Below are 25114 nucleotides of genomic sequence, written 5' to 3' on the forward strand. Positions count from 1 at the left end.
TGTCCAATTATATAGAAGATATGGATTCCTCATTTTTCAGCCAAGTCGATCTCTGCCAATTGATGCGCCCCCGAAAGGTCTGCGTTTGTAATCAGGTTTCGGAGGAAGAGATCCTAACGTCGATTCGAAACGGACACGATACGTTGGAAAAACTCATGGACGACACGGGCGCTTCGACCGGTTGCGGAACCTGTATGAGCTCTGTTCGTAAACTTCTGGCTCGGGAACTCAACGTTCCTCGAGCATGACTTCACTCCCGAATGTAACGATTAACATGGCGATGACTCTGGACGGAAAAGTCTCCCGTCCGGACGGGAGATGGTATGGTCTTTCTTCCAGAACCGATAAGAGGAGAATGGATGAAATCCGCTCCAAAGCGGAAGTTCTGATTCTCGGAAAGAATTCGATTCTCAACGACGATCCTGTCATTCATTTACGATACGTCGAAAATGGAAAAGACCCCAGACCTGTGATTCTTCTTCGCTCCGGAACTCTTCCCGAAGATAAAAAAGTATTCCGTTTTTCTAAAGAACCTCCTTTGATTTTTTGCCTGAACGAGAATTATTCCCTTGTGAGAGATAATCTTTGTTCCGTTGCTGAAATCATTTTGATTCCCGGAACAGACTTGAGTCCTTTGGAAGTGCTCAAGGTTTTATCAGAAATGGGTTATAGAGAAATTCTTCTGGAAGGGGGACCGTCCTTGAATGATTCCTTTTTTCGTCTCGATTTAATCTCAAGAATTTACGTTACCCTCGTTCCGTTTTTGATCGGAAAAAACGATTTACCCTCGATCACCGGCGGGAAAAAAGAATATTCGGACTTTGATCGGAAAAAATGGAAACTCATCACTTCGGAAATAATAGAAAATGAAGTTTTTCTAATGTACGAAAAAAACGAGTAAGTCCTAACTTTCGGAAACGAACTTTGAAACAAAAAGAACTTTTCTATACTTTTTTCTTAAGAGCCCTTCCGATTTTTTTTGTAGCGGTTTTGGTTTATGAACAATTCTTTCCTGAAAGAAAAATTTTGGTTCAACAAGATCGTCTCGTTTATCTGCCCGATCAAAAAGAATCGGTTCCTCTGGAATTGGAGTGGGTTCGATTGAAAGAACTTCCCGAGGAATGGACGTCGTATGTGGTTCAAGTCGAGGATAGGAGATTTTATTCGCATAGAGGATATTCTCTTTCGGACATTCATTCCACTCTCCTTTCTTCCGCGTTTTTCTTTCGAAAGATTAGGGGAGCGAGTACGATTACGCAGCAGCTGGCGAGAACGCTTTTTCTTTCTCGGGAAAAATCCCTATCTCGAAAATGGAAAGAGATCCAGATCGCTTCGGCATTGGAAGAGGATCTTGGGAAGAATGAAATTTTAGAATATTATATCAACAGTGTTTATTGGGGTAGAGGAATGAATGGTCTGAGCCAGGCTTCGCGTTACTATTTTAGAAAGAAGCCGATCGATCTCGAAAAAAATCAGTTCAAAGCCCTGGTTCAGATTCTAAAAAAACCGGATTGGTACAGCAGGGAAGAGGTGGTTGAACTCTCGAGAACGCTATAACTTTTCGGGAGTTTCCTTCGATCGAATTGGAAAGCCGAATTCAATCACTTTTTTGTCTGAATCAGTTTGTCGGAACAATTGAACGTTCGGAGTTTTTTTTAGATCATCGGAATGGTCGGAAGACCGACGATCATTTTGAGTTTAAGAAAAAAATCTAAGTCCAATCAGAATCTTTCGATTCTTTTTACAAGTGCGCGGATCTCTTCTTCCGACAATTCATCTTTAAAAGAAGGCATGGTTTGATTCTTCCCGTCCCGAATCGTTTTAAAAATTCCTTCTCTCATTTTATCCCCTCCAAAAAAGAAGCCCATTTTGATTCCAAATCCTCGAAGTTTTTTCGGTTTTGGAAGAACGGAATCCTTCGGAGTTCCGTCCACTCCGTGACAGGCGGCACATTTTTGCTCCCAGAGGAGATCGGCTCGGTTTTCGTCGATCGAAAAGTCGGAACTCCGATCTTTTGAATTCGGAGAAGTTTGGCAGAAAGCACAAAAAAAGAAAATTAGAAGAACGGAATGTAATTTCATTGCACTTCGATTCCATATGAAACTTGTCATTTGAAAACTTGAATTCCTATTCTCATTCATTTACTTTTGTTCCCCAGTTTTTCAGGTGCGAAACTACAAAGTTCAATAGGGCTTCCTGATTCCTTCTTGAATCGGTATTCGGGAGAAGCGGATCTCCGAACGTTATAAAAATCTTTCGATTCCTAAAAATACGCGCCAAATCTTTTACTACTCTTCCATTCTCCCAAAAATCCGTCTTGAGAGCGACCGGAATCACGGGAACTCCAGCACGAGCCGCGAGTTTGATCGCAATAGAATTGAATTCCGCAGGGGTAAAATCCGTAGTTCGAGTGCTCTGTGGAAAAACGATGATGGACATTCCTTTTTTGAGCAACGCCGTTCCTTGTTCCAAAACTGCGACCAAGTCTTCTCTGGGATTACTTCTACCCACGGAGATCGGATCTCTCGATCTCATGATCGGGCCAAAAAGTTTTCCCGTCGTTAGGCTTTCTTTGACCACGAACGTTACGGGTTTGAACTGGGTCACAAACGTGGGAAGAATAAAGGTCTCGCACGTGCTCATGTGATTTCCCGCGATGACAACGGGGCCGTCGACGGAAAGAATTTTTTCGATTCCTTGAACCTTGACTTTACCGCCGCAGTTTTCCACTAGATCCAGAATTTTGGCGGAAGATTCGCACCAAGTCGGATTATCGTACAGGCCCTTAAGAGCCAAGGTTCTACTTCTGAATATTTCTTTAAAATAACCGTAGTGAAAGGCTATGTCTGAGTTTCCGAAGATCAAGTCCGCAAAAGATCTTTTTTTGTCGGGAGCGGTTTCGTAAGAAATGGCAAGGCCTTCTTGGTAGCTCAGTGGTTTGCATAGATCGTTTCTTTGCAAAATTCGATGACTCATCTTAGCCTTCCTTTTTTTATACGCTCAAGTCGAGAGCGCAATTCTACATCGGTTTAGTTTTATTAAACCAAAAATCTTTACTTTAAAGAAAAGAATAGGAACTCTTTCTTTCCGGTTTTCATTATTTGATTGGAATTAGATTCGATTCTAAAGTTGCAAAAATGGAAAGAGGAGGATCGATTTTAGAATTTTTTAAAAGGAGGGCCTTAAAATAAGAAAACCCGGCAACGTCCTACTCTCCCATGCAGCGAACCACACAGTACCATCAGCGATGAGAGGCTTAACTTCCGTGTTCGGGATGGGAACGGGTGTGGCCCTCTCTCTATAGTCACCAGGAATCTTGAGGACAGTATTTTCCAAGAGAGCGCTTTGTCATTCTAAAATTAGAAAGTAAGAGTGTTTTTTTATTTTTTATTTCAGAGATTTTCAAAGAGAATTTTATCTTCTTCGAGATGAAGTCTTTCTTCAATTGCGGATTCGGCTGCGATTAAATCCGCAAATCCGGGAGAATCCGGAAGCCAAGGCAAAAGTTGCCAGATTCCTAAAAGTTCCTTATCGCCGGGGAGAATATAATCTTTTAGCGAAAAGGTCTGGAGATTGAATAAAAAGGAAAGTTTTCCTTGAGGGACGTTTTCGGATTTTTTAAGGGCGATCGTGAGAACACTTTGATTTTCGGGGAGACGATTGGCTCTGCAATGACGCACAACGTGTTTCGGGAAAAAACGTTCGAGAAAAAGAAAATGAGAAAGAATCGGAAGAGTAGTCCTATATCGAATTCTTAAACCCGAGGAATCTACGGTAAGTTCCAAGGTTTTGGTCATAATAAAAATCAGAGCGATCGTAAATATACCGAGAAATAAGATCGAAAAAGGGATAAAGAAGAATAGGAATATCGTTTCGAATTCTTTTATCGATAGAAAAATAGCTCCCCAGACGCCGTAAAAAATTCCCATTACCGAAAGAATCGTAAGTTTGTCTTTGATCGTTTTTTCTTTTGTAAATTCTACTTTTGTTCCTTTTTCAGCCGTGGACAACTTCAAGTATTTGGAATCTACTTTAGATTTTTCGAATGAAGGGAATACGGTCGAATTTTCTGCGACGTCTAAATTCTCCTTTGTATCGTCCGAAACCGGAAACGGAAGTAAGGCTCTGAATTTCGGAAGTTCCGCTTTTAGAGTTTCGATTGTTAAGTAAGAATGGAGAAGATAAAAAGCGCCGTCCGATTTTAGAAAGAATAGATCCCAAACCGTTCGAGAGCCGGAACTGCCGGAAGAGCTAGATGATCCGTTTCTGGAAACAACTCGCTTCTTTACCTTGTAACAGACGATCGTTGAAAGATCGATATTTAGGTTCGGTCGATTCGTTTCTTGGATCAAAAGAATTCCTTCTCCGGGGAGAATTTTCTCTTCTTGTATCGCATCTTTTGTTTTGCGATAAGCTCTTAGAGAAGAAAATAGAAGAAACAAAAAGGAAAATGTAAGATATACGATTAGGCTTGGATAAAGAGTTTCTCCTTCCGTAAACAGTTGGAGGGCGTAGATCAATATTCCCAATCCGAATAGAGAAACGAATAAGAGAATCACGAGAAGAAAACATCCCAAAAATCCTTGGAATCGATACGGATTTTTGGAAATTTTTACCGCGTAATCGGATTCAAAACTCCAAGTAGACATTGGATCCTCTTATCAATTTTTTTTGTTCAGAGAAGATTTGTATTTTGTTCATTCTGTTTTTTTTTGCCTCGGTCTTGAAGGTCGAATTTTATTCTCAGCGTCTTTCAAAAAATAAGAACAATAAATTATTGTCTTTTTCAAGTTCGGTCAAGTAGGAAAATTCATAAATCGGTATTCTCATTTTTCCCGAATTTTGAAGACCTTCGATTCTTAAAGTTGTATCCGAGATACTTTCCTTTGGAAGTCTTGCAGATAAGACTTCCTCAACTTCGTTCATGATTTTTCATTTTTGAACCGCAATTTGAGAAAGCGAATGACATTGGATGGAGGGCCGTATGGCTCAGTTTGAAAACGTTACAGTCGTAAAAAAAGCGAATATCTATTACGAAGGAAAGGTCACGAGTAGAACCGTTCTATTTTCGGATGGAAGTAAAAAAACTCTCGGTATTTTAATGCCCGGCGAATACGACTTTGGAACCGAGGAAAAAGAAATTATGGAAATCTTGGAAGGCGATTTGCTCGTAAGACTTCCGGGTGAAACTTCCTGGAAAGAAATCAAAGGTGGCCAATCCTTCGAAGTCCCCGCGAAATCCAGATTTCAATTGAACGTAAAGAAGATCAGCGATTATTGCTGTTCTTACGTTGTTTGATTTTTTTCTAAAAGGCGTTTTTTGAGAAACGATTCTTTCTCCGAGCTCGAAATCGTTTTCTTGTCTTTTGATACTAACAACTGTTAGATGTTGCCAGGGAAAATGGTCGGAGTTCGCGTTTTATTTTGGATGAGCTAAAAGTGAGTATCGAGAGGGTTTTTAGATAAAACACTTTATCGAAAGAATTGAATCCAAAAGAATTTACGATGACTTGAAACACAAATAAAAAGCCGAGATCGTTCGACCTCGGCTTTTTGCATTTAACGATGTCCGTTGAAAACGAAGGACTTCGCTTAATAAATCACTGATAACTTTCGATCGGGAGACAGGAACAGACCAAGTTCCGATCTCCGTAGACGTTATCCACTCTTCCCACATAAGGCCAGAACTTGTGTTCTTTTGTCCAAGGAGCTGGATAACCCGCTCTTTCTCTCGGATACAAATGATCCCAACGATCGGATGTCACCATCGCGGCCGTATGCGGAGAATTTTTTAGAGGGTTGTCCATCTTGTCTAAAACTCCGTTCTGAACGTCTAATATTTCTTGATGAATGAGAAGCATCGCTTCACAGAAACGATCCAATTCTTCCAACGATTCGGATTCGGTCGGTTCGATCATCAGAGTTCCCGGAACCGGAAAGGACATCGTAGGCGCGTGAAAACCGTAGTCGATCAATCGTTTTGCAACGTCTTCCACTTCGATCCCTGCGGTTTTTTTGAAAGGTCTTACATCCAGAATACATTCGTGGGCTACGAATCCGTTCTTGCCTTTATAAAGGACCGGAAACGCTTTTTCCAAACGTTTGGCGATATAGTTCGCGTTGAGAATGGAATTCTTCGTAGCCGCTGTAAGGCCTTCCGATCCCATAAGAATGATGTAAGTCCAAGAGATCAGAACGATGCTCGCGCTTCCCCAGGGCGCAGCGGACACGGCCCCGTGTTCGTTACCGGTTGTGTTGTCCACTAAAACATGTCCTGGTAAGAATGGAACCAGATGTTTTGCGACTCCGATCGGACCGACACCCGGACCGCCGCCTCCGTGAGGTATGCAGAAAGTCTTATGTAGATTGAGGTGGCAAACGTCCGCTCCGATTTCTCCCGGACTTGTTAAACCGACTTGAGCGTTCATGTTCGCTCCATCCATATAAACCTGTCCTCCGTTTGTGTGAACGATGGCGCAGATTTCTTTTACGGATTCTTCAAAAACTCCGTGAGTGGAAGGATACGTGATCATCAAAGCAGCGAGATCGTTTTTGTGTTCTTCCGCTTTTGATTTGAGATCGTCCAAGTCGATATTTCCGTTTGAATCGCAGGAAACGACGACCACTTTAAAACCCGCCATAGCCGCACTTGCAGGATTGGTTCCGTGAGCGGAGATCGGAATCAAACAAACGTTTCTGTGAGATTCTTTTCTGCTTTCGTGAAATCTTCTGATTGCAAGAAGTCCTGCGTATTCTCCTTGAGAACCAGCGTTCGGTTGTAAGGAAACACCGGCGAAACCGGTGATTTCACAGAGCCATTTTTCCAGTTGTTCAAAGACGACTTTATAACCTTTTGCCTGATCCGCCGGCGCGAACGGATGGATTGCCCCGAACTCGGGCCAGGTTACGGGAAACATTTCCGTGGTCGCATTGAGTTTCATCGTACAAGAACCGAGAGGAATCATCGAAGTTGTCAGAGAAAGATCCCGAGATTCCAATTTACGGATATAACGGAGCATCTTTGTCTCGGTGTGATACGTTTTAAAAACCGGATGTGTAAGATAAGAAGAAGTTCTTTTTAAGGAAGAAGGAATGGTCTCGGCGTTTTCAAAATTCTTTTCGATCTCCGCGTTTTTGATTCCGAAAATTTCGAAAAGATCCTGGAGATCCTCGACGTTCACGGTTTCGTCTAACGCGATTCCGATTCTTCCGTCGGCGTATTGTCTTAGGTTGATCTTTTTGGAAAGAGCTTTCTGGAGAATTTCCTTCGATTTGTTTCCGGCCTGAATCGTGATCGTATCAAAAGAAGAGTGTTCCGAGATCGTAAAACCCGCCGATTTCAAACCTCCGGAAAGGATCGAAGTAAATCTATGGATTCTTGTAGCTATGTTTTTCAGACCTTCGGGTCCGTGATAGATCGCATACATCGAGGAAATAACCGCGAGTAAAACCTGAGCCGTGCAGATATTGCTCGTCGCTTTATCCCTTCGGATATGTTGTTCTCTCGTTTGAAGAGAAAGTCTGAGTCCCGGATTCCCTTGTGAATCTTTGGAAACTCCGATCAAACGTCCAGGCATACTCCGTTTAAATTCGTCTTTGGTCGCAAAAAATCCTGCGTGTGGTCCGCCGTAACCGAGTGGAAGTCCGAATCTCTGAGAAGAACCGACCGCGATATCGGCTCCCATTTCTCCGGGCGATTTTAGAATCGTGAGCGCAAGAAGATCCGCCGCGACTGTGGAGATCGAACCTACGTTATGCGCTTTTTGGATGAATGTCGTGTAATCGATGATCTTTCCGTCGGTCGCAGGATACTGAACGAGAACTCCGAAAAAATCTTCGTTGAGTTCTACGGTTTCGTGGTTTCCAACTTCCACTTCTATTCCCAGAGGATTGGCTCTTGTGACGACCACGTCGATCGTCTGCGGATGACAGAGTTCGGAGACGAAGAATTTTTTTGCGGTTTCATTCTTACGAACCGAATACGCGAGAAACATTGCTTCCGCCGCCGAGGTTCCTTCGTCCAGAAGGGAAGCGTTGGAAATTTCAAGTCCGGTCAGATCGATGATCATCGTTTGAAAGTTGAGAAGCGCTTCCAAACGACCTTGAGAAATTTCGGCCTGATAGGGAGTATAAGCGGTGTACCAGCCCGGATTCTCCAGAATGTTTCTTTGGATCACGCCGGGGATCACACAAGAATTGTATCCTGCGCCGATATAAGAACGGAAGACTTGGTTCTGAGACGCGATCGTTTTTAGGTCTTGAAGAATTTTGTGCTCGGTGGAAGCCTTCGGAAGATCCAGAGGTTTTTTTAGTCGAATTCCAGCAGGAACCGCTTTGTCGATCAATTCCTCGAGAGAGGAAAGACCGAGTTCTTTTAGCATCACTCCGACTTGTTCCGGATCCGGGCCGATATGTCTTCTTGGAAAGGAATCCAGAGGATCGGTTCCGACCTTAGCAAAATTTTGTTTGGATTGGTTCTGGAGAGTGGAGTTCATGTTCACCTGCTTTGAATTCTCTATATTATACTTTTATGTTATTCGAGTCCCGCTACGAACGTTTTGTATTTTTCGGGATCGAGAAGTTTTTCGAGTTCGGAAGGGGAAAATCCTTTTACCTTGATCATCCAAGAATCGAAAGGTTTTGAGTTTACTTCCCCCGGACTTTTGGAAAGGGCAGGGTTGGATTCGATCACTTCTCCGCCGATGGGAGCGTATAAATCTTCGGCGGCTTTCACCGATTCGATCGTTCCGAAGGTTTCAAATTGTTTGATCGTTTTTCCGGCTTTCGGAAGATCCACGAAGACGATATCGCCTAACGCGGACTGGGCGAAGTCCGAAATTCCGATGAGAGCTACGTCTCCTTCCACTTTGACCCATTCGTGTTTTTCCGAGAAGAGATATCCTGCGGGCGCTTGTGTTTCTGCCATGATCCGTTTTCCTAATTAATTTTTTCTGATACTGCCTTGGATAAAAGGCATTGTAGTAATGATAGCTTGTTTCGGCTGTTCCCTGATTTCAATCTGAATCGGTTCGCCGTCTTTGATTTTTTCAGCGGAGATCAGAGCGAGGCCGATTCCTTTTTTCAAAGAAGGGGAGAACGTTCCGGAAGTTGTTTTGCCGATTTCATTTCCCTGAGAATCCAATACGCGAAAGTTTTCTCTTGGAACACCCGCTTCCGTAAGAGAAAACGCGACGATTTTAGAAGGAACCCCATTCTTCTTTTGAGAAAGAATTTTTTCGGAAGAAAAGAAGGGGGTTTGTTTTTCTTTTACGATCCATCCGATTCCGGATTCGATCGGAGTCCAGGCGTCGTTGAGTTCGTGACCGTAAAGTGGATATTTAGCTTCGATTCGAAGAGTATCTCTGGCGCCGAGTCCGCAGGGAACAAGACCGAATTCTTTTCCGAATTCTAAAATTTCTTTCCAGAGTTTGAGTCCGAGGGGAATGGAAGAATAGATTTCAAAACCGTCTTCTCCCGTATATCCTGTTCTAGAAACGATGATCTCCTCGTCTTGAAAGGGAAGAATTGCAAAATGATAATATTTGATCGAATCCAATTCTTTTCCTAAGTATTTGGAAAAGATTTCGTTAGCTTTTGGTCCTTGAAGTGCGATCTGGTGCCAGCGGAGACTTTGGTCTTCGACTTGAACGTCTTTTGCAGGAAGATACTTAAGTAAGTGCGCTGTAACCGCTTCGTAATTGGAAGCGTTGGAACAGATCATATATTTTTCGGGGGAGAATTTATAGATCGTAACGTCGTCTACAAGGCCTCCCTTTTCATTCAGAACGGCGTTGTACTGGACTTGAAATTCGGAAAGGGAAGCCACGGAATTACAAGTGACCGATTCCAAGAAATCGAGGATCGCCTTTGGTTCTCCCGTTACAAAGATTTCCCCCATGTGGGAGACGTCAAAAAGTCCGGCTGATTCCCGCGTTGCGTTGTGTTCCGCGATAATTCCGGAATACTGCACGGGCATGTCCCAGCCGCCGAATGGAATCATTTTTGCACCGAGTGCCCGATGGGATTCATAAAGAGGAGTTTTTTTATCTTGGGACATAAGGTTTCCGGGTACCAGTTTTTACTAGTTCCATACTAGGACAAATGGATTTTGGGGAAAAAAAGTTCGAATCTTTCGGAAATTCCGATCGGAATCGAATTTAGAATACTTCCAGTTACGGAGTTCCGGATTTACAGAACCGTCTTTGATTCTTCGAAAATAGGATCCACGTTCAAGAATTCGGATCGATTTCCGTTTCTTTTTCGCTCTGGATTGAAAAAGCGATTCGTAACCGCGTAAAAAAGAATAAGGATATTTGAGATTCTTCGTTTGAAAATCGGATCGGGAAAATAGAGGTCCGTATATTAGAACATTCGAATGCAAGGATAAGTCTGAATCGGTATTTTATATCCGAGAAGAATCTTATCCCCCTTCAAGTCCTTAACGGACAGAAAAATATAAAAAAAACGAATCGGGACTAAAAAAGTAAATTTTTTATATTTAGAGGAATTTAAAAAAACTATAATATCCTTTTACCGGAATTAAATAATTTATTGCAATGATTGCGTATTTTATTTCAAGTTGAGCGTATGAAAAAATACTTATCAATGATATCGGTCATCCTGTTCGTTGTGTTCTCGTTTCAGTGTTCTGAAATTTCTCCCCGTCAAAAATGTTATGAAGATAACTACTGTAAATCCGCCGATTCGGACTGTGTCGCGGCTTCTTTGTTGATTTCCAGTCTTTTACAAAGCGGCAGTTCTTCTTCCTCTTCGAGCACTTCTTCCAGTTCGTCTAGTTCTTTTTTGAATCTTTATTTTAGTCCGCTCACTTGTATCGGGGCGAAAGCTTCCTGTGAAGCGGATTGTGACAAAAAACATACATTCTAAAAAACGAATATTCGACCTTCCCGCAATTTTCATTAAAACGCGGGAAGGTAAGATTCTTACAACCCGATTCTTGGATCAGAATGAATTGCGGAAAAATTTCGATTCGTTCTGGGGAAAATCGGATTCCTCAAAAACCGGAAAGAACAAGGAAAACGTCGTTCCTTGCCCGAGTGTGGATTGAAAATCGATAAACCCCGAGTGTTCTTCTACGATCGTTTTTACAACGGCGAGTCCGAGCCCCGTTCCTTTTTCATTTTCTTTCGTGGTGAAAAACGGATTGAAAATTTTTTCTTTTATACTTTCGTCCATACCTTCACCCGAATCGCAAATTTCTATACGGAGATATTTTTGCGAGAGAATCGGACTAAAACGATCGAAAATCGATTCGCCGGAAACTAAGTCCTGCGTTATTTTGATTTTTCCGTTTCGGTTCATTGCGTCTCTTGCGTTCAATAACAAGTTCAGAATCGTTTGGTAGATTTGACAACCGTCCCCAAATATGCGCGCGTTTTGAGCTAAATCCAAACTTTCTATTTCGATTCCTTTTCCCATCGTGTATGGAATGATTTGAGTCAGTTCCTTGACGATTCCGGAAACGGAGACGGGTGCAAAAATGCCTGTATTCGGTCTTGAAAGAGAAAGTAATTGTTTTGCTATGGAGCCGGCGCGTCCGACCGCACCGATAATTCTTCGAAGATGTTTTTCGGATTCAGAATTTTTTTCAACGTTCAATTCTACGAGTTGTGTACACGACAAAATGATAGTTAGAATGTTGTTAAAGTCGTGGGCGATTCCGCCTACGATTCTCCCGATCGTATCGATCTTTTGAGCCCTTATTAGGAAATCGGATGGTATCTCAGAACACGAAGGTTGTTTGATACTTCCTTGCAGTCGGTTGTAGGAGATATATTTGAAACTGATTTCGACGGGGATCGTCTTACCCAATTTATGGATCAGATTGATTTTTAGAATCGTGTTCGAACATGAATCGGCTGAATCTTTTAGAAGAATGACTTTATTCTTATCCGTTTCTTCGACGATGTCTATAATACGAAGTGTCAGAAGTTCTTCCGCGTAATAACCCAGTAATTGGTGCGACTTGGAGCTAATATCTAAAAATTTTCCGTCCCCGTCGGCGAAAAAAACAATGTCCTCGGATTGTTCGATCAACGTCCTATAACGGAATTCCGTTTCGTTTTTTCTTTTTTCAACAGCAATGCTTACGGCATCCCCTAATGAAAAACGGGGAATCGAATCTTCTTCTATATTTCTAAAATAACTTTCAACGTTATAATAATACATACTTGTTCGGAACCAATTTATTTTAAATAATTGCTTAGGCAACAAATATTATACAAGACAGGGGTTAGTCTTCAAAAAATTTGGTGTTTTGGCGGATCCGTTATTGGATCTTTTGAATTATACTTTGAACTTCTTCGATCTTATACGGTTTGTCTAAGATCGCCTTTACGCCTTGCAGAAGAAGTTTTTCTTTTTTTTCTCTTTCGATATGCCCGGAAGTTATGATAACTTTTATCTCCGGTTTGATCTCTTTCAATTTGAAAAAGAGAGAGTCTCCGCTCATTTCCGGCATCCCTAAATCGGTGATGACTAAATCGATCGAATGATCGGGATTCCGAAAAACCTCCAGAGCTTGTTTTCCCGAGTTCGAAGTAAGCACGTTACAACCCGATAATTCAAGGATATCTTTTAGTACTTCCAAAACCATGATCTCGTCGTCGACGATCAAAACGTTTGCTTGAATGTTAGTTCGTTGTTTTTCAATTTCCGAAACTCTATTTTCCGCGGCCGCAATCGCGGGAAAATAGAGTTTAAATGTAGTACCTTGGTTGAGGGCCGATTCCACATCGATAAAACCGAAATGGTTTTTTGTGATTGTGTCTACGATCGAAAGCCCAAGACCGGTGCCTTTTCCTCTTTCTTTTGTGGTAAAAAAAGGTTCGAATATTTTTTGTTTTGTTTCCGAGTTCATCCCTTTGCCGGTATCGCTCACGTGAATACAAACATACTCTTTGGCGTTTCCGGAAAGGAATTTTTTTCGAACCTCGGTTCCTTTTACGGTAGTTTCTAAAATCGTAATCTTGCCGCCGTCTAACATCGCGTCTCTTGCGTTCAAAGCTAAGTTTAGAATGACTTGGTGGAGATGCCCGCTATCGCCTAAAATGATTCCGTTGGTAAGATCGATTTTTGTTTCTATGGAAATGTTTTTTGGAAGGGAAAAAGAAAGTATATCGGTAACTTCCCGAATGATATGCGAAATAGAAATCGGTTTGAGTTCGGACGAGCCAGGTCTTGAAAAAAGAAGAAGTTGTTTTGTGATCGATCCTCCCCTTTTTGCGGCTTCGATAATTCTATGGACGTGTTTGTTTAGATCCGAATCGTTTTCGATTCTTAACTTCATAACTTCCGCGCTTCCCATGATCATCGTAAGAAGATTGTTAAAATCATGAGCGACTCCGCCGGCGAGTAGTCCGATACTTTCCATTTTTTGTGCTTGTCGAAGAATTTCTTCAGCCGTTTTTCTTTCCGAGACGTTTCTCACAATTCCTTGTAGAAAACCGTTTTTCAAAATTTTCGCATTGATTTCAACGGGAACAATATCTCCGTCTTTACATACCAATTTTCTTTCGCTCAAAATCGGTTTCCCCGTGCGAAGTTCATTCATACGAAGCGGATTCTTCTTAATATCCTCCGGTTCGATAACGTCCCAAATCGTGAGGTTCGAAAATTCTTCCTTTGAGTAACCTAACAAAGCGCAGCCGCTCGGATTGATTTCCACAAATTTTCCTTCTTTGTTTATTAGAAAGATCGTATCTGATGCTTGTTCGACCAGGGAACGATAACGCGCTTCGCTCTCCGATTTGAGATCTTCGATTCTTTTTCTTTCAATCGCGATACCGGCGATATGAGCCAACGAATGGATCAGTCTTAAATCCAATTCCGAAGGTTTTTTCGGTTCGTCGTAATAGAGGGCAAATGTTCCCAAAACCTGATTGGACGGGGAAAGAATAGGATGCGACCAACAAGATCTTAGGTGAAATTTTTCAGCGAGATCCCGGTAGTTTTCCCAGAGCGGATCCGTTTGGATGTTTTGGACGACGATGAGTTTTTTTGTGTAAGCCGCAGTCCCGCAAGAACCCACTTTGGGACCAATTTTTACTCCGTCGATAAGTTCGTTGTATTCTTTGGGCAAACTTGGAGCGGCCCCGTGTCTTAAAGTGACTCCGTCCTTATCGAGAAGAAGGATACTCGCGTGAATATCGGGACGATATTCTTCAATTGAGGAAGCGAGCGTAAAAAGGATGTCTTTGAGAGATTGTCCGGAAGAGAGTTCTTCGAAAACTTGGAAGAGATGATTCAATAAAAGTTCGATTTTTCTTTGTTCTTCCGAGTCTGAGAGGGCCAGCCAACCTTTGGATTGATTTTCATTTCCGAATAACGTTTTGAATAAAGCGACCGGAAACCGCAGAAACCTATAGAATGATTCTAATATCGACATAGCCGGTTCTTTTTTTGTAAGCGCAGTTGGATTCATAGAATGCTGAAGCATAAAAGTATCCAAGTTCAAAGAAAGAATTTGGAATCTTTCTTTAAGAGACGCGATAAACTTTTAAATTCGAAGTTTAGGTCCGAACAAAATGAATTCATAGACGATTTCCCTCTTTTAATTCCGGATTTAATTTTGATACCGGATTCACATTTCGATTGGAGAATTGGATTCACCGATCGGGATGCAACAAAAGAAGAATACGATAACACAAATTCTAAAAAAAGGAATCTGAAAGAATATTTCCGTTTCGTTTTTGGATAGAATTTTTCACTGAATTCGGATTCTAATTCTTTTGAATTCCTGCTAAAACGAAGCGAAACGAATGAAATCGGCAATCCGATTCGATTTGTATGGCGATCCTAATTGAGAAATGTCAATTACAACACCGCACAACCCTTCGAGTCAGACGCTTACCCGCAAGTGAACTGATCTTTAAAAGGATTTGTAATAACAACAACGATCCTCCATGAAAAGCGCCCACCGCCCAAATTTCGAACGGAGGGGAGGTAGAGGAACTCAATACAACGTTATCTAAGTATCGCGTCGCGGGAAAAAGTCCGGGAGATTTTTCTCTATCACGAAATCATAATTTTGCATGGAAAATTTTCACTCAGAGTTCTTGTAAGAACTCCTACAAAAATTCCCATTTGGATCTTGTTGATTCTGAATAGGTGGTTTCCAACTTGTGGATAAGGTTGTACTTTCGAGTGGGTGGCAAAAAACCGGAAGGAATGGAATTTTTTAGATCACGATTTTTTCGATCGGTAGGATTCGGTTTTTAGTTTCAATAATTTAGAATATTGTTCGGGAGATTTTCCCACAATCGTTTTGAAATCCTTTATAAAGTGAGCCTGATCAAAGTAGCCTAAATCCAAAGCGAGTTGGATTCCGTCTACGTCTTCGCCATTCTCCAATCTTTCCGCCGCTTCGTGCAGTCGATATCTTTGAATCACCCACTTGGGAGTGACTCCAACGTAACGGCCGAACTGACGTTGTAGCGTTCTTTTGTGAATACGAAGTCGGTTCGCCAAATCGTCCACTTTATGGATGTCCGGGTTTTTAAGAATGTAATCGATCACTTCCTGGATCCATAAAACGTTTTGATCGGGTTTGGGAAGATTTTGTAAAAGAATCAGTTCCATGGTTTCCAATCTTTCCTCGTCGTTTTTTGCGGAAAGAATCGAGTTTTCCAGACTCGGCACGTCGACTGAAAAAACTGAATCGATGGGAATGGATCGGTTCCGGATAGAATGAATCGGTTTTTTGTAAAACTGATAAAACGCACCCGGCTTGAATTTGATTCCCCAGACCTTTCCAAAATTTTTTAGTAGATAAGAAAATTTTCCTTCGATAATTCCTTGAATTCTTGAATTACCTCGATCGATCACGAGATGAACGTTCGGATGAGGGAGTGTTTCGGCGAGTTGAGGTTCCTTTCCTCGAAAATCCCATTCTACGGTCCAATGATGTTCTATAAAGAATTCTAAACTTGAACTCGGTAAATAACGAGCATGAATCAAATTTTCGGTTTCTTTTTCCGATTTTAAAACTCCTCTCGGTTTGTCTTTTTTGGATTTCATATTTGGATCTATAAAATCCGAAATCAAATCAAGGCTCAACGAGTTTTTTGAATTGTATCGAAGTAAGAATAAAACGGATCGAAGAAGGAAAAATCTTTCTAAGATTTCCTTCGAAAAAATTGAAAGGAAAAATATATGACATCTTTTGGCAATATTCAAAAAAGGATGTGCAATCGATTTAAAAAATTCTTACCTTAAAAAACTTTAAATGTTGAGTCCATAAAAGAATGAAAACATACTCTGAAATAAAAAACAACGGAATAGGAATCAAGTATGAGTCTAAAAAAATACAACGGCAGCTGTCACTGCGGAAAGGTAAAATACGAAGTCGATCTCGATCTTTCTTTAGGAACCTCGAAGTGTAATTGTTCCTTTTGTACTAAGGTAAGAAATTGGAGCGTTACGATAAAACCGAATGCCTTCCGTCTTCTTTCCGGAAAAGAAGAACTGGGAAACTATCAGTTCGGAAGCATGAGCGCAAACCATAAGTTTTGTAGGAGCTGCGGAGTTCGTACTTATACCGAAGGTTTTATCGAAGAGATCGGAGGAGACTTTATCAGCGTGAGTTTGTCCACTCTGAACGATCTCGAACCGGCCGAACTCATCGAAGCTCCAATCTGGTATGCGGACGGACTTCATAATAATTGGAGATCACAACCGGCGGAGATTCGTCATCTTTGAAAAAAGGTCCGGAATCAATTTTCCGGACCTTTTTCAAACCTAGCTGAATATTTTCCGGAGACGATTGATTCGAATCGGATTCTCATAAAACGCGTGTTTGGTGAAAAAGGGAATCCGATCACTCTTTTAGAGTTTCTAAACCGGCTCTTGCGACTTGACCGTCTTGCGCCGAGGTTCCTCCGGAAACACCGATCGCTCCGATGATTTTTCCGTCCACAAGAATCAATTCTCCGCCTTCCAATGGATAAACGCCGGGTAAACCGATGAGTCTAAGTCCCATTCCGCCGGCGACTACTGCGTCTTCCATCGATTTTGTAGGTCTTCTAAAATTGATCGCACACTTTGCTTTTCCTTGGGAAATATCGATCGAACCGAATTGAGTTCCGTCGATTCTTTCTAAATAAACAAGATTTCCGCCGGAATCTACGATTGAGATCACCATCTTCCATCCGTTTTTTTTGGCTTCCGTCTCCGCTTTCGCAGCGATCTTTTTGGCGATTTCAAGACGGATCGGATTTCCGTAATCGGGAAAACCGGGTTGGCTTTGACTCATAAGGCTCTCTGAGTTTGTAAGAAGAATACAAACCGCGATGAATGTGAAAATTTTCGGGTACATAGGATTTTCCTCCGTTGAAATAAAATGGGATTTTGTTAACCGAAGAGTCCTTTTTTTCGGATCGGGCCGATGGAAATAGAATTCCGGTTTTAGTTTAACCTTTTGGGATTTGAAACTGAGGTCGATCGAGAACGAATCATTCGTCCGGATCGAGGCGGGTTTTTTCGTAGCGCAGAAAGACGAATTCTAAAAAATTAATTTAGAATCTAACTTGAGTTAAATGCTCGAATTTTTTTCCGTCAAGTTTTTTATAAAGATCGTATCCGAAAATTGCGGATACGGAATTTTCTTTTCTATATCGATTTCAGATCGGAATGAATATTATTTATAAAAGGAGCATAACGTGTTGCATCAAAATTTTCAAAACTTGGCCGGTTACAACCAATGGATGAATGAAAGAATGTTCGCTATTATTGAAAGATTACCTTCTTCCGTTAGAACGCAAGATCAAAAAGCTTTTTTCGGATCCATACAAGCGACCCTCAATCATATCCTCTGGGGAGATAAAATTTGGCTAAGCCGATTTTTGAAGGGCGGGTATTCTTTCGATATTCTCACGGAAGAGACGGTCTCGGGTGTAGAAACTCAGACGTCCAACCATCGCCACCAATTGGAAGAAGATTTCGATCGACTCAGAAAGGAAAGGATGAAAGTGGATAGTGACTTGGTAAGCTGGATCAGGGACGGATTTTCAGAATCCGATTTTGGTAAAAATTTGGAGTATCAGAATACGAAAGGAATTGTACAAACCACTCCGATTTTTTTCGTTTTGACTCATTTGTTCAATCACCAGACTCACCATCGAGGGCAGATAACGACTTTATTATTTCAAAACGGAGTAGATCCCGGAGTTACGGATTTGATTTATTATCTGCGAATGAATTCGAACTAAAGTTCAAAGAAATTTTATATTTTTAAGAATTTAGAATCCGGTAAAAAAAGGCTTTCCTCCGTGGAGAAATACAATCAGGATTCTCCCCATGTTCTTACGATTCAAAACTAAAGTTAGATTTTTTCAATTTTCCGTTCTTCCCTGGCTATTCTTTTTATCCTTTTTGGGCTCTTGTTCCAGTGTTCCGATCGTAAACAAACCTCTGGACGGAAATTTGGATCTGCAAGGTCATCGAGGTGCGCGCGGACTCAAACCGGAAAACACTTGGCCTGCATTTGAAGAAGCCATTCGACAAGGAATGACTACGTTGGAATTGGATACGGTGCTTACGAAAGATAAGAAAATCATCATCCATCACGATTCTGAGACAAATCCCGTGATCTGTCAAAAGAAGGATGGAACCGAAATTCTTTCTCGGTCTTTATACGAATTGACCTTGATCGAATTGAAACAACTCGATTGTGGAACGAAAAAAAATCCCAAGTATCCGGAACAAACTCCCGTTCCCGGTACGGAGTTGATCACGATAGAAGAATTTTTTACGCTCGTAGCAAAAGCCGAAAAACAATTTCCGGAAAGAGCAAAGCTGAAGTTTAACATCGAGACGAAATTCCCGAACGACGACAAAGCTCAACTTCCTTTAGAGATCGTACAGGAACACGTCGGTCTTTTGGTACAAGCGGTTGAAAAGGCGAACGTTGTAGATCGAACTACGATCCAATCGTTTTATCTAAAAGCCCTTCCGATCGTAAAAGAAAAAAACCCAAAGATCAAAACGAGTGCGCTTTTTTCTCTGACGTATTTCCAGGGCGCGATGATGACCTTCGGTTTTGGAAATTCTACAAGAAAGAATGTTTTGGAAAAAACTCTCGAAATAAAAGCTGATATCATTTCTCCATATTTTCTTTATGTGACGGATGATTTTGTGCAGAAGGCTCATTCTCACAAAATCGCCGTGATTCCTTGGACCGTCAATGAACGCACCGAGATGCGGAGATTGATCCAAGCGGGTGTGGATGGAATCATCACGGATTATCCGGATCGATTGAAGCAGATACTCAATCAATAAGAATATAATAAAAATTTAAAGTTTGTTTAACGTTCAAATCAAAAAAAATTAAGAATTTCACCTTCTTTCGTAACCTCAAGGAACCGTTTCCGGTAGCGGGGGCGGAAACGCGCTTGCAATTTTAAGAATAGAGAATACAAATATGGTTATGGATTTCATTCAAAAAGTACCTAGGAAATTGGAAGAAGTTCTCGGAGCGGAAGGGGTTGATCAATTCGTCGATTTTCTCAATTCTGCTTTTGACGCTTCTCGGGCTCAGATTCTGGAAACTTCTTCCGATCGTTTTGAACGTCACTTATCAATCGAAATTGCGAAATTGAAAGTTGAGTTTATGGCGTTTAAAACGGATATAAAAAACGAATTTTTGGAATTCAAGATTCAAATTCAATCCGAGAACGCCAAGTTTCGATCCGAAATTCGAACTGAAATCGCAGATTTTAAAGCGGAAATTCAAAAAGAAATTAGAGAACTTCGCGAAGACATGACTCAGTCCCGCTTGGAAACTTTTAGATCCATTGGAGATATTCACAAAGCAATCGCGGTACAAACTCGCTGGATGTTCGGTGCTATTCTGGGATCGGTCGGTTTAGTATTCGCGATTGAAAAGATTTTACACTCCCTTCCTTAAATTTTTACCATTCAGTTTTGATCTTCGCAAAGCGGCCTTCCTGTGAGAAGGCTCCTCGTTTGAACTGAAAAATTCGAATTGTCGATTTAAATTTTTACTGGGTCTTTGCTTCCTGACTTTTTTTGAACGCTTTTAGAACTCAACGACCTTTAAGAATTTCTTATACCGTTTTGCGTTTTTTCTGGAACGAATTTGATCCAAGAGTAAATTTCCGATCAAAGAACTCGGAAGTTTCGGTTCATTGCCTTGACCGATTCTACGGAGTTGTAACCGAATCGCGGACATTTTGGAAAGAGAGTTAAAGGTAGGATTCGAAAGATTCGGAATTTTTAATTCTACGGAATTCAATTTTCCCGAAAGCAATTTGCCTGCAGCATCCGGTTCAAATGCAAAAGGAGCCGCAATACCAATCACGTCTAACGCGCCGCTTGTGATTGCGTCTTCCATCACGTTTTTGGAACGAAATCCACCCGTTGACATCAACGGCATTTGTGCGGTTGCTCTTGCCTTTTTTGCGAATTCCAAAAAGTAGGCTTCTCTTTTTTTCGTGCCGTTGGATTCTCCACCTTGCATTGCAGGAGACTCGTAGTTTCCTCCGGAGATTTCCAAAAGATCTATATTCGTTTTATTTAACATTTGGATGACTTGGATGGCGTCCTCTTCTCTAAAACCTCCACCCTGAAAATCGGCGGAATTGAGTTTGACTCCGACTGAAAATTCTTTTTGGGTCCGAGCTTGGATTCCGGTTACGATTTCGAGAAGAATTCTGGCTCGATTTTCCAACGAACCTCCCCATTGATCCTCTCTGAGATTGGTCAACGGAGAAAGAAATTGATTCAGAAGATAACCGTGAGCCCCGTGAACTTCCACTCCGTCAAAGCCGGCTTTTTCCGCGATCACTGCGGCCTGAATAAAACGGTCGATGATTCTTTTGATTTCGTCTCCGGTCAGCGCACGAGGGATTCCGAAAACTTTTGCAAACATTCTTCCAGGGATATGGACTTTTACGGCGGAAGGGGCTACGGGTGTTTCGGAGATAAAACCAAAAACCTGTCTCCCGGGGTGACTGATCTGCATCCAAATTTTGGAACCCCCGGATTTACCTGCCTCGGCCCATTGTTTGAATCGGTCTAAGTTCCCATTGTCTCTGACAATTACGTTTCCCGGACCGGTCAACGCATAGGGATCGACCATCGCGTTTCCAGTCAGAAGAAGTCCAGCTCCTCCCTGTCCCCAACGTCGATAGAGTTGGATCATCTGATCACCGGGTAAAAACTGATCGTCGGCTAAACTTTCCTCCATGGAGGCTTTTGCAATTCGATTTGGTAGAATTTGCCCGTTTGGCAAACGAAGAGGTTGTGCAAGAGGGGTGGTAGAAGTTGGCATGGAAATCTCCGGTTTAAAATTTCATTTCCTACCCATCGGTATTTATTCTCATGAAATTGTCAAACCTAAATTCCTACCAGTTGGTATTTATTTAAGAATCTCCGATCGAATTCGTTTGACCGGTCGAGAGATTCTTGGAGAATGAAAAGAGAAATCGGAACCTATGTCTAAAACCCTTGGATGGAAAAAATTACCGGAAGATGTTCGTAGAGAATCCATTCTCTCGGCTGCGATGCGTTGTTTTTTCTCCAAAGGTTTTGAAAAAACTTCGGTCCAGGATATCGCCGATACGGCGGGTCTCACGAAAGGGGGAATTTATTTTCATTTTGAAAGTAAGGAAGAGATTCGGGACACTTTGATTCGGGATTTTCTAAATTTGGATCGATTTGGATTTCACGATGCTGAGGTTCTGGCGCTTCCCCCTCATTTACGTCTAAAAGAATTCTTAGAAAGACTGGCGAATCGACTTACGATCGAAGGGAATTGTTCGCCCCGTCTGTTTGCGGAAGCCACCTCCAACGGAGGAGGGATGGAAAAGGAAATCGTTTCTTTTTACGATTCTCTGGAATCCATTTTTGCGGAAACGATTCGGGAAGGACAAAAAGAGGGAAGCCTCGTCAACTCGATGTCTCCCGAACTTCTCGCGAGAACCGTCCTCGCGGTTTTTGACGGTCTCCAAATTCAAGCCGACATATCTCCGACAAAAAGGGATCTGCAAGTCCGCGGAAGAGAAACTCTCAATTCTTTTTTTAAGAATTTACTTTTGACCTTTGATCCGACCTGCGAAAGAACAGACCAGCCTTAACTTCGTATCGAAGATAGAAGCGAATAGATACCGATTCCTAAATAATTTCCGATCGCGTAACCGACCAATCCGGTGAGAATTCCGACCACCAAAACCCCTCTATTTCGAATTGCTTGTGTAATCGGCGGAACAAAAGCAGGACCATAAATGCTGGAGACCGACGTGATCATCCAAGTATCGACCGGGATTCGAAATAAAATTCCTAAAATCAAATGAAGAAGAATGGCTCCGAACAAGATGGAAGTTAAGATTAAGAATACGGATCCAAAGTCCTGTTTTAAGTCTTCCAGATTCGCCAAAAAACCGACCGCCACCGAAAAAATTAAGATCAAGTAACTTCCGAACCCGTAAGTTTTGAGTTGTCTTATCTTGGAATGAAAAGAGGTTCCGATCCCCCAAGTCGTAATTCCTAATAAAATCGAAGGAGCGTATAAAGAGGAAAAGACTAAAAACGTAAATGTGATGGAAATTACAAAACCGATCGCAGCTATAAGAAGTCCAACTCCGTTGGAAAACACCAAATTCTTCCAGTGAATAGAATGGACTTCCTCTCCCAATACCGAGTTTTCAAAAGAAGATTCCGCAGTGTTTTCTTTTTTTAAAAAGAGGGAGAAGAATTTTTTTCCCCCGGTGAGCAGGAAAAGAAGATAAGCGCCTCCCAACACTACGTCAACGGTGTTGACTAACGCGATCGTTTCTTTTGTCGAATCTACTGCGAGTCCGATCGCGTTTAGGTTCGGAGCGCCGCCCGTGTACATCCCGGCGAGCATACCCGCTATCTTTGCGGATTCCGGATGTAAAAAGGAAAAATAAAAACCAGCCGCACAGGATGAGATTGCGACAGAGACTGCGGAAAGAAAAAAGGAGAAGATTGCAAGCCTTGCTTCTCCAAATCCTTTGCTGAAGTCTGTGGAACTCAATAAAAGGGGAATCGCGAGGGGAATCGTAATTTCAGCAAACGTCTGCGGGACCGATTTGGAAATCCATTCGGAAGGAATTGTATTTCCTAAAAAAATTCCCGCGATGTAACAAAGGGAAACCGGACCTAAAAGACCGAGAAATTTTACTTTTTTTGCGATATGAAGCGCTGACCAAGGAAACAAGAGGATAAACAATGAAAGAACAATCGAGTTTATCGTAGAAATTACGGATTCCATAATGATTCCTGAATATGCAAAATAATTAATTTACTTAGGATCTTATCGATTGGATCGAGGATTTTATTCCAAAACTTACCGCTCAAAAAATCAGATTTCTGAATCCTTCCATTCAAAAACGATAAACCTGACTCTTTGACTTTTCTTTTGTGAAAAGTATGAAAATTAGATTCGAAGAATTCAAGCAGAAAAGGCGAAGAATCTCGATTCTCCTGTTTTCTTTTTCGATCCTTTCTAAAATCTTAACTAAAAGGGAGTTTCTCGTTCATCGATTTTTTTGAAAACGACGGGAATCCATTTAGCTTTGTAATCAGGTCTCAGTAAAAGTATTCTCATCTTTTTAGAATTGAATTCAAATTAGGAAAAACTATGAAATTCATCTCCATTCTTTTTCATTTTGGTATGATTACGGGAACAATTTGGACTGGAGGTTTTTTATTCCTGACGAGTTGTTTGGTGGCGGATTCAAAATGGGAAAGGATCGGCGAAATTCAGACTCCGGACGGCAGTTCTCGTATTTCTTATCCGAAAGATTCCTTTTCCAATTTTGTTAGGAATTTACCGTTAAAACCGGACTCTACACTTTGGACTTTTCAAAAACGAAATATCATTCATCGATACGACACCCTCGCGGTTTTGAACGTTCCACTTTTATTTCAAGATGACTTGGAACAATGTGCGGATTTTACGATGCGTATTTGGGCGGAATATCACAAACAGAAGGGAAACCTAGATCGATTCTATCTTTTTGATTACAATGGAAGGAAGAAGTCGTTTCGGGAAAGCGGGTTGAGTTACGTTTCTTTTTTGAGAAAATCCTTCGTTTCTTCCAATTCGTATTCTCTCAAAAAAGGCGGTCTCGGTATCGAAGAGGCGGATCTAAGACCGGGCGATCTTTTCGTTCAAAATGAAACGGGCGGGATCGGGCACGTATCGATGATCTTAGACGCGGCCGAAAATTCAAACCGCGAAAGATTTTATCTCATCGGATTCAGCTTTATGCCAGCCCAGGAAATGCATATTGAAAAGGCTCCTAAAAAATTCGGTTCAAAAGGTTGGTTTACTTACAAAGGATTTATAAAACATCTTGAAGAATTTTATCCTTATGGAACCCCCGTTCTCAGAAGATTTCCAGAAAAATAAGAATATTATAATTTACCGATATGCGACCCAGCCGCCGACGTAATGCGCCTGAAAGATTTGTTTCGATTTCTGAAAACCTGCCTCTTGAAAAAGAACATCGTATCTCCGTGCCGGGACTTTGTGAAGCGTTTTGACTCGATCCAAATAAGTTTCGAGAGCGCTATTATCCCAACTTTGAAACGTTCTTAAATATTCCGCGACTTCTTGAAAGACTGAATTCATGTCCTCGCTGGAATCGTATATATCAAAAAGGATAAACTTTCCATTCGGTTCCAATCGAGAAGAAACGTCTTTTAAAAGGGAAAGTTTTGCTCCGTCATCCGGTAGAAAGTGAAGGACGAACAAAAGAGTCGCGCCTGCAAAACTTATATTTTTATCCAAGCCGGAAACGGTAGAACAGATCCAATCGGCATTCGGAAATTTCGTTTTTGCCTGTTCGATCATTTCCGGAGATGGATCGACTCCGGTAATTTCGTAACGATCGGGTGCGACTTTTAAAAGCGCACGAAAGTCGGCACCCGTTCCACAACCGGCAGCGAGAATTTTTTTGCCTGAAGGAACCGAATCGATCAACGAGCTCGCGACCAATTCGGAAACTTCGGAATAAAAAGGGATCATCTTTCCGATTCTATTTTCGTATTGTGCCGCTCTTTCGCCTTCAAACTTCTCAATAAAATCCATTAGTTCCTACTTTCGGTT

The 25114-nt window shown here is 41.6% G+C and carries 25 protein-coding genes and 1 rRNA gene; 11 read left to right on the forward strand and 15 right to left on the reverse strand.

Annotated elements, in window-relative coordinates; translation table 11 throughout:
* Nucleotides 1-20: 20 nt before the first annotated feature.
* Genes JWG44_RS06735 through JWG44_RS06745 form a run of 3 tightly spaced genes read left to right on the forward strand, consistent with a single transcriptional unit; the run spans nucleotide 21 to nucleotide 1557 of the window.
* Nucleotides 21-248, forward strand: a complete 228-nt coding sequence (locus JWG44_RS06735) for a (2Fe-2S)-binding protein (RefSeq protein WP_167883767.1) — start codon at nucleotides 21-23, stop codon at nucleotides 246-248.
* Complete coding sequence (locus JWG44_RS06740; RefSeq protein WP_205274192.1) at nucleotides 245-901, forward strand: RibD family protein; 657 nt, start codon at nucleotides 245-247, stop codon at nucleotides 899-901. Before JWG44_RS06735 ends, JWG44_RS06740 begins: the two co-directional genes overlap by 4 nt.
* A gap of 23 nt (nucleotides 902-924) precedes the next feature.
* Nucleotides 925-1557, forward strand: coding sequence for a biosynthetic peptidoglycan transglycosylase (locus tag JWG44_RS06745; protein ID WP_205274193.1), 633 nt, complete (start codon nucleotides 925-927; stop codon nucleotides 1555-1557).
* Between the two features lie 164 nt (nucleotides 1558-1721).
* Here the strand turns inward: JWG44_RS06745 and JWG44_RS06750 are convergent, their stop codons facing one another.
* The 5 genes from JWG44_RS06750 to JWG44_RS06770 form a co-directional block, all read right to left on the reverse strand.
* On the reverse strand, nucleotides 1722-2081 hold the full coding sequence (locus JWG44_RS06750; protein ID WP_232371521.1) for a c-type cytochrome: 360 nt from the start codon (nucleotides 2079-2081) through the stop codon (nucleotides 1722-1724).
* A gap of 52 nt (nucleotides 2082-2133) precedes the next feature.
* Nucleotides 2134-2976 (reverse strand): lysophospholipid acyltransferase family protein, encoded by an 843-nt coding sequence (locus JWG44_RS06755; protein ID WP_232371522.1) that lies wholly within the window; start codon nucleotides 2974-2976, stop codon nucleotides 2134-2136.
* Nucleotides 2977-3195: 219 nt separating this feature from the next.
* Nucleotides 3196-3312: ribosomal RNA gene (gene rrf / locus JWG44_RS06760) — 5S ribosomal RNA — on the reverse strand.
* A gap of 80 nt (nucleotides 3313-3392) precedes the next feature.
* Complete coding sequence (locus tag JWG44_RS06765) at nucleotides 3393-4649, reverse strand: hypothetical protein (protein WP_205274195.1); 1257 nt, start codon at nucleotides 4647-4649, stop codon at nucleotides 3393-3395.
* A gap of 94 nt (nucleotides 4650-4743) precedes the next feature.
* Nucleotides 4744-4926 (reverse strand): hypothetical protein, encoded by a 183-nt coding sequence (locus JWG44_RS06770; protein ID WP_205274196.1) that lies wholly within the window; start codon nucleotides 4924-4926, stop codon nucleotides 4744-4746.
* Between the two features lie 58 nt (nucleotides 4927-4984).
* Between JWG44_RS06770 and ppnP the strand changes: the two genes are divergently transcribed.
* A complete protein-coding gene (gene ppnP / locus JWG44_RS06775; protein WP_205274197.1) occupies nucleotides 4985-5299 on the forward strand; it encodes a pyrimidine/purine nucleoside phosphorylase in 315 nt (104 codons plus the stop codon).
* Between the two features lie 301 nt (nucleotides 5300-5600).
* Here the strand turns inward: ppnP and gcvP are convergent, their stop codons facing one another.
* Genes gcvP through gcvT form a run of 3 tightly spaced genes read right to left on the reverse strand, consistent with a single transcriptional unit; the run spans nucleotide 5601 to nucleotide 10057 of the window.
* The gene (gene gcvP, locus JWG44_RS06780) at nucleotides 5601-8495 is read right to left on the reverse strand and encodes an aminomethyl-transferring glycine dehydrogenase (RefSeq protein ID WP_205274198.1); all 2895 of its coding nucleotides are present in this window, start codon (nucleotides 8493-8495) and stop codon (nucleotides 5601-5603) included.
* Between the two features lie 38 nt (nucleotides 8496-8533).
* Nucleotides 8534-8926 (reverse strand): glycine cleavage system protein GcvH, encoded by a 393-nt coding sequence (gene gcvH / locus JWG44_RS06785; protein ID WP_205274199.1) that lies wholly within the window; start codon nucleotides 8924-8926, stop codon nucleotides 8534-8536.
* Between the two features lie 15 nt (nucleotides 8927-8941).
* Nucleotides 8942-10057 (reverse strand): glycine cleavage system aminomethyltransferase GcvT, encoded by a 1116-nt coding sequence (gcvT, locus tag JWG44_RS06790; RefSeq protein ID WP_205274200.1) that lies wholly within the window; start codon nucleotides 10055-10057, stop codon nucleotides 8942-8944.
* 530 nt (nucleotides 10058-10587) lie between these two features.
* Here gcvT and JWG44_RS06795 point away from each other — a divergent pair.
* Complete coding sequence (locus tag JWG44_RS06795; protein WP_205274201.1) at nucleotides 10588-10887, forward strand: LA_0364 family Cys-rich lipoprotein; 300 nt, start codon at nucleotides 10588-10590, stop codon at nucleotides 10885-10887.
* 75 nt (nucleotides 10888-10962) lie between these two features.
* On the opposite strand, the gene JWG44_RS06800 is transcribed toward JWG44_RS06795, so the two are convergent.
* The 3 genes from JWG44_RS06800 to JWG44_RS06810 all read right to left on the reverse strand — a co-directional run bounded on the left by JWG44_RS06800 (nucleotide 10963) and on the right by JWG44_RS06810 (nucleotide 16038).
* Complete coding sequence (locus tag JWG44_RS06800; RefSeq protein ID WP_205274202.1) at nucleotides 10963-12189, reverse strand: two-component system sensor histidine kinase NtrB; 1227 nt, start codon at nucleotides 12187-12189, stop codon at nucleotides 10963-10965.
* Nucleotides 12190-12289: 100 nt separating this feature from the next.
* Entirely contained in the window at nucleotides 12290-14458 is a 2169-nt protein-coding gene (locus JWG44_RS06805) for a hybrid sensor histidine kinase/response regulator (protein WP_205274203.1), read from the reverse strand.
* Nucleotides 14459-15204: 746 nt separating this feature from the next.
* A complete protein-coding gene (locus tag JWG44_RS06810; protein WP_205274204.1) occupies nucleotides 15205-16038 on the reverse strand; it encodes a helix-turn-helix domain-containing protein in 834 nt (277 codons plus the stop codon).
* A gap of 273 nt (nucleotides 16039-16311) precedes the next feature.
* Between JWG44_RS06810 and JWG44_RS06815 the strand changes: the two genes are divergently transcribed.
* The gene (locus JWG44_RS06815) at nucleotides 16312-16719 is read left to right on the forward strand and encodes a GFA family protein (RefSeq protein ID WP_205274205.1); all 408 of its coding nucleotides are present in this window, start codon (nucleotides 16312-16314) and stop codon (nucleotides 16717-16719) included.
* A gap of 118 nt (nucleotides 16720-16837) precedes the next feature.
* Here JWG44_RS06815 and JWG44_RS06820 read toward each other — a convergent pair whose 3' ends face one another.
* The gene (locus JWG44_RS06820; RefSeq protein ID WP_205274206.1) at nucleotides 16838-17335 is read right to left on the reverse strand and encodes a GlcG/HbpS family heme-binding protein; all 498 of its coding nucleotides are present in this window, start codon (nucleotides 17333-17335) and stop codon (nucleotides 16838-16840) included.
* A 343-nt stretch (nucleotides 17336-17678) separates the two neighbouring features.
* On the opposite strand from JWG44_RS06820, the gene JWG44_RS06825 reads away from it, so the two are divergent.
* From JWG44_RS06825 to JWG44_RS06835, 3 genes are all read left to right on the forward strand, one after another.
* A complete protein-coding gene (locus tag JWG44_RS06825) occupies nucleotides 17679-18227 on the forward strand; it encodes a DinB family protein (RefSeq protein WP_332460778.1) in 549 nt (182 codons plus the stop codon).
* An 88-nt stretch (nucleotides 18228-18315) separates the two neighbouring features.
* Nucleotides 18316-19296, forward strand: coding sequence for a glycerophosphodiester phosphodiesterase (locus tag JWG44_RS06830; protein WP_205274207.1), 981 nt, complete (start codon nucleotides 18316-18318; stop codon nucleotides 19294-19296).
* A gap of 148 nt (nucleotides 19297-19444) precedes the next feature.
* Nucleotides 19445-19924 carry an LA_3696 family protein gene (locus tag JWG44_RS06835; RefSeq protein ID WP_205274208.1) on the forward strand — a complete coding sequence of 160 codons (480 nt, stop codon included), beginning with the start codon at nucleotides 19445-19447 and terminating at the stop codon, nucleotides 19922-19924.
* Between the two features lie 132 nt (nucleotides 19925-20056).
* On the opposite strand, the gene JWG44_RS06840 is transcribed toward JWG44_RS06835, so the two are convergent.
* Nucleotides 20057-21310: an NADH:flavin oxidoreductase/NADH oxidase family protein gene (locus tag JWG44_RS06840; RefSeq protein ID WP_205274209.1), complete on the reverse strand. Its 1254-nt coding sequence runs from the start codon at nucleotides 21308-21310 to the stop codon at nucleotides 20057-20059.
* Between the two features lie 163 nt (nucleotides 21311-21473).
* Between JWG44_RS06840 and JWG44_RS06845 the strand changes: the two genes are divergently transcribed.
* Nucleotides 21474-22115, forward strand: coding sequence for a TetR/AcrR family transcriptional regulator (locus JWG44_RS06845; protein ID WP_205274210.1), 642 nt, complete (start codon nucleotides 21474-21476; stop codon nucleotides 22113-22115).
* On the opposite strand, the gene JWG44_RS06850 is transcribed toward JWG44_RS06845, so the two are convergent.
* Entirely contained in the window at nucleotides 22112-23272 is a 1161-nt protein-coding gene (locus tag JWG44_RS06850; protein WP_205274211.1) for a DUF819 family protein, read from the reverse strand. The two genes, JWG44_RS06845 and JWG44_RS06850, sit on opposite strands and share 4 nt — an antisense overlap.
* A 402-nt stretch (nucleotides 23273-23674) precedes the next feature.
* On the opposite strand from JWG44_RS06850, the gene JWG44_RS06855 reads away from it, so the two are divergent.
* Entirely contained in the window at nucleotides 23675-24415 is a 741-nt protein-coding gene (locus JWG44_RS06855; protein WP_232371535.1) for a DUF4846 domain-containing protein, read from the forward strand.
* 12 nt (nucleotides 24416-24427) lie between these two features.
* Here JWG44_RS06855 and JWG44_RS06860 read toward each other — a convergent pair whose 3' ends face one another.
* On the reverse strand, nucleotides 24428-25096 hold the full coding sequence (locus tag JWG44_RS06860) for a class I SAM-dependent methyltransferase (RefSeq protein WP_205274213.1): 669 nt from the start codon (nucleotides 25094-25096) through the stop codon (nucleotides 24428-24430).
* Nucleotides 25097-25114 lie beyond the last annotated feature (18 nt).

The organism is Leptospira ainazelensis (genome assembly GCF_016918785.1).
In the GTDB taxonomy this organism is placed as follows: Bacteria; Spirochaetota; Leptospiria; order Leptospirales; family Leptospiraceae; genus Leptospira; species Leptospira ainazelensis.